At 41.6% G+C, this 9359-nt stretch carries 6 protein-coding genes and 1 pseudogene; 2 read left to right on the forward strand and 5 right to left on the reverse strand.

Annotated features, from left to right (window positions below; genetic code table 11):
• Positions 1–32 precede the first annotated feature (32 nt).
• Positions 33–1751: pseudogene (locus KQP79_RS22450) on the reverse strand (ATP-binding protein).
• Positions 1752–2029: 278 nt separating this feature from the next.
• Entirely contained in the window at positions 2030–2350 is a 321-nt protein-coding gene (locus KQP79_RS22455; protein WP_004326409.1) for a DMT family transporter, read from the reverse strand.
• 153 nt (positions 2351–2503) lie between these two features.
• Here KQP79_RS22455 and KQP79_RS22460 point away from each other — a divergent pair, with 153 nt between their 5' ends.
• Both KQP79_RS22460 and KQP79_RS22465 read left to right on the forward strand, forming a co-directional pair.
• Complete coding sequence (locus tag KQP79_RS22460) at positions 2504–3076, forward strand: Crp/Fnr family transcriptional regulator (RefSeq protein ID WP_004326410.1); 573 nt, start codon at positions 2504–2506, stop codon at positions 3074–3076.
• 74 nt (positions 3077–3150) lie between these two features.
• The gene (locus KQP79_RS22465) at positions 3151–3516 is read left to right on the forward strand and encodes an MmcQ/YjbR family DNA-binding protein (RefSeq protein ID WP_004326411.1); all 366 of its coding nucleotides are present in this window, start codon (positions 3151–3153) and stop codon (positions 3514–3516) included.
• A 71-nt stretch (positions 3517–3587) separates the two neighbouring features.
• Here the strand turns inward: KQP79_RS22465 and KQP79_RS22470 are convergent, their stop codons facing one another.
• The 3 genes from KQP79_RS22470 to KQP79_RS22480 are packed head-to-tail and all read right to left on the reverse strand — an operon-like array spanning position 3588 to position 9039.
• Positions 3588–4838 carry a TolC family protein gene (locus tag KQP79_RS22470; RefSeq protein ID WP_061448246.1) on the reverse strand — a complete coding sequence of 417 codons (1251 nt, stop codon included), beginning with the start codon at positions 4836–4838 and terminating at the stop codon, positions 3588–3590.
• Complete coding sequence (locus tag KQP79_RS22475) at positions 4816–7923, reverse strand: efflux RND transporter permease subunit (RefSeq protein WP_061448235.1); 3108 nt, start codon at positions 7921–7923, stop codon at positions 4816–4818. Before KQP79_RS22475 ends, KQP79_RS22470 begins: the two co-directional genes overlap by 23 nt.
• Positions 7924–7929: 6 nt before the next feature.
• Positions 7930–9039: an efflux RND transporter periplasmic adaptor subunit gene (locus tag KQP79_RS22480; protein WP_195310784.1), complete on the reverse strand. Its 1110-nt coding sequence runs from the start codon at positions 9037–9039 to the stop codon at positions 7930–7932.
• Positions 9040–9359 lie beyond the last annotated feature (320 nt).

Raw genomic sequence — 9359 nt, forward strand, 5'->3', positions numbered from 1 at the left:
AAGATGCAAATTAATCAGCAAAAAAATTGGTATTAGAGAAAAGTACCGGAAACATACGGATGCGTAAACCAGAAGCACGAACCTTCCCCCTCCCGGGATTCGACTCCAATCTCTCCACCCATCCTTTTGACCAGACTTTGGCAGATGGATAACCCTAATCCGGCTCCTTGTACGAACGAGTCCAATTTTATAAAACGATTAAAAATTTCATGCTGTTGTTCATCAGGAATACCTTTACCTGTATCCGTCACACAGAAACGCACCTGACTCTCGTCTTCCAATGTATAGGAAAGTGTAATCGAGCCCTTGGTAGTAAATTTTAAGGCATTGGTCAGGAAGTTAGAGAGTACCTATATAATTCGATTTTTATCAGCATTAATCACGATCTGTGGTGAACTTTCATCAAAACGCAATTCGACTGCATCGTCACGTTTTTTGTGCGAGAAAGTAGCAATCACCTCCCGGCAAAGTTGTGGTACATCCACCCATCCCATAGTAAGATCTATCGCACCGGCCTCGATTTTGGAAATGTCCAATATGTCGGAAATAAGGTTGAGCAACAACTCACTATTCTCTTGCACCAAAGACATGTATGAATGGCGCAATTCCTCCTCATCGGTTTCGGCAAGCAGACTGGAAAAACCTACGATGGCATTAAGAGGAGTACGTATCTCATGACTCATGTTGGCAAGGAATGCCGATTTGAGTCTGTCCGATTCTTCGGCTTTTTCCTTGGCTTGAATCAGTTCCAGTTCCACCTGTTTGCGGGTAGTGATGTCGGTAGCCAATTCCATGATTGCCCAACGCCCGTCAAGCCATTTTATAGCCATACTCTGGATGGTGTACCAACGTTTGGTGACCGGATTGTAGTCTTCCCAAAAATGAACGCCTGTAAACTTACGGTTGGCATCAAGCAACTTTGGCTTCGGGCAGTGTTTACACCCATTTTCCAATCCTGCATTCAACATTCTCCAACATTCTGCATTTTCCGGAACTTCTCCTGCTTCTTCCCTGAAAGGCTTATTGGCAAAAATCACTTTCAGTGTATCGTAATCGCTCACAAAAATATTAGCATTGATATTATCCAATACCTTCTGCATGGTTCGCTGCGACTGTTGCAGAGATATTTCAACTTGCCAGCGTTTGGTAGCAGTGGATACAATTTGCGATATCTGGCTCATCAGTTCCACATCCTTTTCATCCCATTGTTTGTTCCAGCAAAAGTTAAATGAAAGAAATCCGAAATGTACTCCCAATTGTGACAAGGGGAATACAGCGATGGCTTTTACACCTTGCACTTCGAGCATTTGAGTAATAAAGGGATCGAGCGAATAAATATCGGACGTACAAATGATATGTTTTTCTTCCAGCATGTCGAACCAAGGTTTTCCCGCTTCAATAGTCATACTCCGCAGGTAATCTATAGCGGGTTCTATACCGTCGTTGCACCATTCGTAAGTACAGCCATACGTAACTCCATCGAGGTGGTTTTCCCATGTCGCCAAACGATCGACGCCAGTGTAGCGGCCAATCTCGGCCAATGCCATATTCATAGCAGTAGGTATGTCCGGTTCCAGTTGCAGAATTTGCAATACCTTGATAAATAATGCCTGCCGCCGGTTAGTCGCTTCGAGATTCTCCTGAATAGCAATCAGGTCTTTAGATTTCTCTTCAACCATCTGTTCGAGTCTGGTACGGTACTGCTCCAGTTCCATACCGACTCCATGAGGTTCGGGATCAGTGGATTTCATGTTTAATCAATAACTGTGAATAGAATTTAGTTTAGTTTTTGCATCCGAACGAAATCTCGTCTTACACTCTGCAAATATATACATTTATTTTAGAAACCAATCTTTTTCCCAATTAAAACGATTTCTTTTTCTAAAAGCCTAATATTCGAGGGTTTATGGCAAAGAACATCAGTACATTACACAAGTACTCTACCAGACAAGTTCTTTTTTACAGCAATCCTGATTTATAAAAACATTCAATTCTATTTTCTATCAATTAAAGCTCCCAATAATTAAATTCATATCAGTTTCAATCCTACGATTGAAATAATCAAAGTTGTCATAAAGAACAAACGTCCCAAAGTTGCCGGTTCATGAAAGAACAGGATACCGATCAATACAGTCCCCACTGCTCCTATCCCCGTCCAAACAGGATATGCAGTGCCGATAGGCAATGTTTGTGCAGCCTTCGCCAACAGATACATGCTTAAAGTTACAGAGATTACAAACCCCGTTCCCCACAAATAAAAATCGGTGCCCGTTGCTCCTTTCATCTTGCCTAGACAAAAGGTAAAACCAACCTCAAACAGTCCGGCAATAATCAATATAATCCAATTCATATCATTCTATTTTTAAATTAGACTGCAAAATTAACAGGATACCCGGAGCTTTCACTTTACATTTGATAAGAAATGACGGTGTAAGAGTATTATCAATTCTTCTTTTCCTATGGTAACTTTTTGTATTTTTGCAGAATAATGATTCAATGCGATATGGATATACACGAAATTATAAATAGAATATATCGGATGCCGGAGACTTCGGTGGAGAAGGTGGTTAAACATCTGTCAAAGGTCACATATCCCAAAGGTCACCATATATTGGAGGCTGGCAAGACTGAAACGAATATCTTTTTCATCGAGAAAGGAATTACCAGAGCTTACATTCCCGTAGACGGAAAAGAGGTAACGTTCTGGATTGGGAAAGAAGGATCTACCATTGTCTCATTGAAAAGTTATGTAAATAATCAACAGGGGTATGAGTCGATGGAACTGATGGAAAACTCGGTTTTGTATTTGTTAAAGCGCAAAGACTTACACGAATTATTCAAGGAAGATATCCATATTGCCAACTGGGGACGCAAATTCGCCGAATCAGAGTTCCTGCAAACAGAGGAAAGACTTATTTCTCTCTTATTTACCACTGCATCCGAACGGTATATGAAACTGATACAAAATAATCCGGAGCTATTACAAAGAATGCCATTGGAATGTCTTGCTTCTTATCTGGGAATAACTCCGGTAAGTTTAAGCCGGATAAGGGCGAAATTGAAACGGGTACTTTGAGATAAAAACATATTTTTCAAAAGCAAACAGAAAGTGATATATTTGTGTTTTGAATGAATCAAAAGAGAGAAATCATGAATATCGAAGATTATAGAGAATATTGCCTGTCAGTCAAAGGAGCAACTGAATGTATGCCGTTTGATAAACATACTTTGGTTTTCAAGGTTATGGATAAAATGTTCAGCTTTGCAACGTTACGCCCTAAGAACGGAAGATTCTGGGCAGATATGAAATGCAACCCTGATAAATCGGCAGAGCTCATTGAGCAATATGAGGACCTTTTTTGGGGACCTTTTTCGGATAAGAAACATTGGATAACTGTTTACTTGGAAGGAGATGTTCCCGATAAACTCATAAAGGAGTTGATTAGCCACTCGGTAGAGGAAGTTATAAAGAAGTTACCCAAGAAAAAACAAGAGGAATACAGGAATATGATTTAGGATTCGGAAAGTAAACATATCCGGCACTATTATTATTGCTAAAAGTAGAGCCGGATAAAATCATCGTATATTTAAAAACGTATGTCCCAGATACCGCAAGACTTCTCTAATTCTACCAAAGAAGCTACATATCCTTTCATGGTTTCAAGATATTCCTGCTGTACTTCATTATAGGTACGTTGAGCTACCAATACATCCAAAATATTGATTTCACCACGTTTGTACTTATAAACCATCCCTTCAAGCACCTTTTGTGAATCTTCGAGTATCCCCGCTTTAAGCTGGGCTACCTTCTTTTTTTCCGCTTCATGGCAGAACCATGCTTGAGTAATCTCCGCCTGTATTTGTAATTCCATCTCCCTTTCCAATATTTCAGATTGAGCAATACGGAATTTAGCTGCTTTGACTGCTCCTTTATTTATATTTGAAAAGGACAGCGGAATAGATACCCCTGCGGTAGCAGAACGCGCCGGAGGAAGAAAACCGTTCCAGTCTCTTTCATAAGAGACTGACAAACCAATATCCGGACGACGCTCCGCCTTCGTCAACTTATACGCACGGGCAGTGACTTCGGTACTTTTTTGAGCTGCAAGTAAGTCTATACGATTGTCTAAACCAACTTTGATTAGTTCCGACAGCATAAACTCACGGTTCAGTTCCTCCCAATTACCAAACGGAATATGAAGAGTATCTGCTGTCACGCCCATCTGTTTGTTAAGCATAACCAATGAAGACTGATATGCTGCTTCCTGTCCGTAAACTGTATTGAGTAAAGTAACGGCTTCCAGTTTCGACTGACGGGCATCATTCTCCGTAATTTCTCCTACCGCATAACGCAAACTATCCGATTGGCTCAATTGCAGCATATATTCATAAGAACTTCGCTGCACCTTAAGTAACTCTTTCTGCAAAATAGCTTCCAGAAAAAAATTGGCTGCCTCGGCTCGCAAATCCTGAAATCCCTGTTCTATCATCAACTTCTCAAACGCTGCCTGACTGCGTGCAAGTTTGATTCGTGCTCCTCGTTTATTTCCTAATTCCAATGAATAGGAAAGCCCCAACGAAAAAGTTTCATTACCAGCTTCAAATCCAAGTTCCGGATCAGGAAACACCTTTGCAGCCATAGCTTCCGCATCAGCTATACTCACATTCAACTTTTCTGCCAGATAATTCAGATTGTTCTTTCCTACACTGTTCAGATATTCTTCGAAAGAAATATTCCGTTGTGGTTGGCCGACGAGGATTTGCGCAAAAGCATGAACAGTCATCGCTTCCACAAGCAGCAAAAGGAGCAAGATATTAAAGTGTATATTCTTTTTCATCATTCTTCTTTTTATTTAAAACGTTATTCTCAATCAGATAGTAAAAAACCGGAAGCACAAACAGGGAGATGAGTGATGAGAACATCAATCCATACACAATGACCGTTGCCAAAGGACGTTGCACATCACTGCCAATCCCGGTTGCCAGAGAAGCGGGAAACAGTCCGAGTACCGTTGTGACGGAAGTCATCAAGATAGGGCGGAACCGTTGGCGTGCCCCTTCGATAACAGATTCTCGAAGTTCCATTCTTCCTTTGCGCAAACTATTTATCTGAGATACCATAATAATTCCGTTTTGAATGGAAAGTCCGAACATGGCAATAAAGCCCACGGCAGACGATACATTCAATGTCATACCGCGTACATTGAGCGCAAGCATTCCGCCAAAGAGCGCCAACGGCACGATGGACAATACCAGACCGGCTTGCCGGAATTTCCCAAACGTAGCATAAAGCAAAATAAACATACACATCAGTGTCAACGGAAGAATGACAGAAAGACGGGTATAGGCTCTGTTCTGATTTTCAAAAGCACCTCCCCACTTGACTGTGTATTTGCTGCTGTCATACTGTACTTTCTGATTAATAACTCCCTGCGCTTCTTTTAAGAAAGAGGCCAGATCGCGTCCACGCAGATTCAACTTAACCGTCAGGTGACGTCTGTTCATTTCACGAGTGATCGTACTTTCTCCGACACTCAATTTCACTTCGGCTACCTGCGAAAGGGGTATTTTAGCTCCGGTAGAAGAGGTCAGCATCAATCCGGCTATCTTTTCGGGTGTATCCCGCATTTCTTCTTTATATTTACAGGTAATGTCATATTGACGGTCTCCCTGATAAAGCTGCGCAATAGCTTTCCCTCCGATTGCTACCTCTATCAAATCAGCTACATCAGACACGTTCAGCCCATATCGGGCAATCGCATCCCGATTCATAATGATTTGCAGTTGAGGTAATGGAGGTTCCTGGTCAATATCCAGATCAACGGCACCTTTCACCGTTCCCAGCGCCCGGGTGATTTCTTCCGCAATACGACGTGTTTCCCGAAAATCCTCACCATACACCTTTACAACCAATTCACTATGCGCACCGGCTATTTTATCCATCACCCCGTCTATCATCGGTTGGCTGAATCCCACCCTAAAACCGGGCAGTGTCTTATATTCTTCTTCCAGCTCATGAATCAAATCTTGCTTGGTCTTTCCGTTCGGCCATTCATCATAAGGCTTTATCCCGATAGATACCTCAAAATGCGAAGGAGTGAACGGATCTGTACCATCGTCATTTCTCCCTGCCTGAACCATGATATAAGTTACTTCGGGATACTTCATCGTACGGGAACGAAGTGTATCGGACATCTCTCTCGATTTCTCAACAGAAATGCCGGGAGGAAGATTCACCTGCAACCAGATCGAGCCCTCATCCAATTCAGGAAGGAAATCTTTCCCTACAACACCACTTAACACAATACCTGCAATCAGAATCAAACATGAAAAGAGTATGGTCTTTACTGGTTTCTGAATGAGTTTCTCTATTGCGCCAGTATATTTCTCCTTCAATTTTTCCAGCCATTTATTCTTATAGACCTTGCGCGGCTTACGGTAAATAGCATAAGCCAGTCCCGGAATCAGCAGAAGAGCAACCGAAAGTGCTCCGATCATTGCATAACTCATCGTAAATGCCATAGGAGTAAACAGTTTACGTTCCACACGTTCGAAAGCGAATAATGGCAAGTAGGCTGTAATAATGACTATGGTGGAGAAAAGAATCGGGCGTCCTACCTCTTTGGCTCGTTGTGCGATACTTTTTTCTTCGATGTACTGTTCGGGATAATCCTCACGTTTCTTGAGAATAGTTTCCAGCATAACAATGGCACCATCTACAATGATTCCAAAATCTATGGCTCCGAGTGACAGAAGATTGGCAGGGATATCCGTGAGATGCATCAGGATAAAAGCGATAAGCAAAGATGCCGGAATGGTGATTGAAACCAGTAATGCTCCACGCCAGTTACCCAAAAACAGAATAAGCACAATAACAACCAATGCCATCCCCATTAATAGCGTATGGGAAACAGTATCCAAAGTTGTATCCACCAGGCTGGTACGATCCAGAAAAGTATGTATACGCACCCCCTCCGGCAAAATTTCATGATTCAATTCATCCACAGCCGCATGAATGCCATCCAATACCTTAGACGGATTTTCATGTTTCAGAAGAAGCACAATCCCTTCCAAACTTTCCGAATAATCACGGGTACGATCGGTATATCCCAACACACCTTTCCTCTCCAGATTACCGTATTTCAAAGAACCGATATCATTTAAAAAGACAGGAACCCCGGAAGTTGTAGTGACTACAATATGCCCCAAATCGTCCAGATTCTCTATCAATCCTATACCACGTACCACATACCCCAGATCTCCTCTATTCAATATGCTGCCTCCCACACTGGCATTATTATTTTCAATAGCCTCAATAACCTGACTAAGGGATAAGTGATATTGTTCCAGTTTATAAGGATCTATTTCTACTTGAAACTGGGTGGTGATACCTCCGAAATTTGTTACATCCGCCACTCCTGAAACTTCTTTGATACGGGGAATAACCACCCAATTCTGGAGGTCGGTCAGTTCACGAAGTGAATGTTGGTCACTTTCTATAATGTAACGGTAAACCTCTCCCACAGGTGATGTCAACGGATCGAGTCCGGGGGCTGCCCCATAAGGTAGTTCTACTTCATTCAATCTTTCCTGTACCCGTTGACGGCTCCAGTAATCTTCTGTCCCATCCTTGAATACAATCGTAATCATAGAGAGTCCGAACGTACTTTTGCTACGCATAACATGCATGCCAGGCAAACCGTTGATGGCACGTTCCAAAGGAATAGTGATCTGTTGTTCCACTTCTTCGGCAGCTAGCCCCGGCACTTGGGTAACAACCTGCGATGTGACATCTGCAATATCCGGATAGGCTTCTATTGAAAGTTGCGTCCATGAGTAATATCCGAAAACGCACATCATCACAAACAGACAAAGCATTATCCATCTTTTCTGTATAATTGAAAGCATCAAATCCTTCTTCATAATCTCCTATTTTAAATAATATCCTCCTTCACTGATGACTTTATCTCCCAGATGCAATCCATCGTTTATCACAGCAAATCCATCTTTGGTCGCTTCTACCTTCACCGGTGTTTTTACAAAGATATCCGGAGTAACCTGCACATACACATAACTGTCTTTCTCTCCCTGCAATAATGCGCTCTCCGAAATCTGAATCTGTTCAATAGGAGCACTAAGAAAATGGACGGTAGTATACATGCCCAATTTCAAATGTTTCTTCGAATTATCACAAACCGAAAGCACTTTGATAGACCTTGTATCTTCGTCAACCGCCTCTTCTACATGATAGACGTTACCTTTAATCACCATCCCCGGTAATGCAGACACTTCTATATCCAGACTACTGCCTGCATTGATAAATCGAATATCCTTTTCTTTTACTTGGGCGGCAATCCATACTTCCGACAAATCTGCCACTATTGCAACAGGTTCGGTATCATCTTTCAGGTATTGTCCGGTCACAATATTATTCTCTATAATTTCGCCCGAAATAGGCGAACGCACCACAAGAGGCTGCCCCAGTATCATATTCTCCGGATGCTCTACCTGATATACTTCCAATGCAGCAGACGCATTTTCGAACTCTTTGTCGGCAATAAGCAAAGCATTTTGTGCTTCTTCCAGCTCTTTCTGTGAACTAACCCCGTTCTTTATCAGGTCTTCTTTGCGCTTTAAATCTTTCTTAGCCAGCTCACGTGACGATAATGCCTGGAAGTATTCTTTTTGTGCCGTAGTAAAATCCGGTGAGCTGATTTCAAACAAAGGGGTTCCCCGGTTCACCTGTTGTCCGATTTGTATATACGATTTTGTAACTCTTCCTGCAAAAGGGGAAGCAATGCAGGCATAACGGGTAGGAATAGGACGTACCACACCGGAAGTAATCACTTCTTTGGAATAAAGTTCAAGTCTGGCCTCAGTCACTTTTATCTTTTCAGATAAAAAACGGTCTGTAATCTGTACTGTGTCACCTTCCATACGATAACCACTCTGTTGTTCTTCCTTTGATTTACTCTTGCATGCGGTAACTAGCAATACACCGCAAATTAAAAGTATTTGCAAATTTTTCTTTTTCATCATCATCCATAAAAATATAGTTAGCATTCTTTTTCGGATGCAAAGGTAAGTGGACGTGTTCCGGAAGCCTGTTAGAGATTTGTTAGAACGCTATTAGAATTTTATTAGAGTCTTACAGAAGCCATTTCAAGACGAATTTTCTTTTTTTATGAACCCGTTTTGCAGGAGAACGGCATTTTTTGTCTACATTTGCCGAATCAAAAACCGAACTTGAGAATATGAAAGTTATCTATCAACAGGGCAGACGCATTATATTTTTTACTATATTCTCCTTTGTTATTTCTTTGCTATACTACTGATTATTAATACACTATCATTTGTTT

It is taken from the genome of Bacteroides sp. DH3716P, assembly GCF_025914115.1.
Classification (GTDB): domain Bacteria; phylum Bacteroidota; class Bacteroidia; order Bacteroidales; family Bacteroidaceae; genus Bacteroides; species Bacteroides ovatus.

Excerpts from the sequence above, each read along its gene's own strand:
- KQP79_RS22475 (WP_061448235.1), bottom strand. The coding sequence starts at position 7,923 with ATGAAGAAGGATTTGATGCTTTCAATTATACAGAAAAGATGGATAATG.
- KQP79_RS22460 (WP_004326410.1), top strand. The coding sequence starts at position 2,504 with ATGGATATACACGAAATTATAAATAGAATATATCGGATGCCGGAGACT.
- KQP79_RS22465 (WP_004326411.1), top strand. The coding sequence starts at position 3,151 with ATGAATATCGAAGATTATAGAGAATATTGCCTGTCAGTCAAAGGAGCA.
- KQP79_RS22480 (WP_195310784.1), bottom strand. The coding sequence starts at position 9,039 with ATGATGAAAAAGAAAAATTTGCAAATACTTTTAATTTGCGGTGTATTG.
- KQP79_RS22455 (WP_004326409.1), bottom strand. The coding sequence starts at position 2,350 with ATGAATTGGATTATATTGATTATTGCCGGACTGTTTGAGGTTGGTTTT.
- KQP79_RS22470 (WP_061448246.1), bottom strand. The coding sequence starts at position 4,838 with ATGAAAAAGAATATACACTTTAATATCTTGCTCCTTTTGCTGCTTGTG.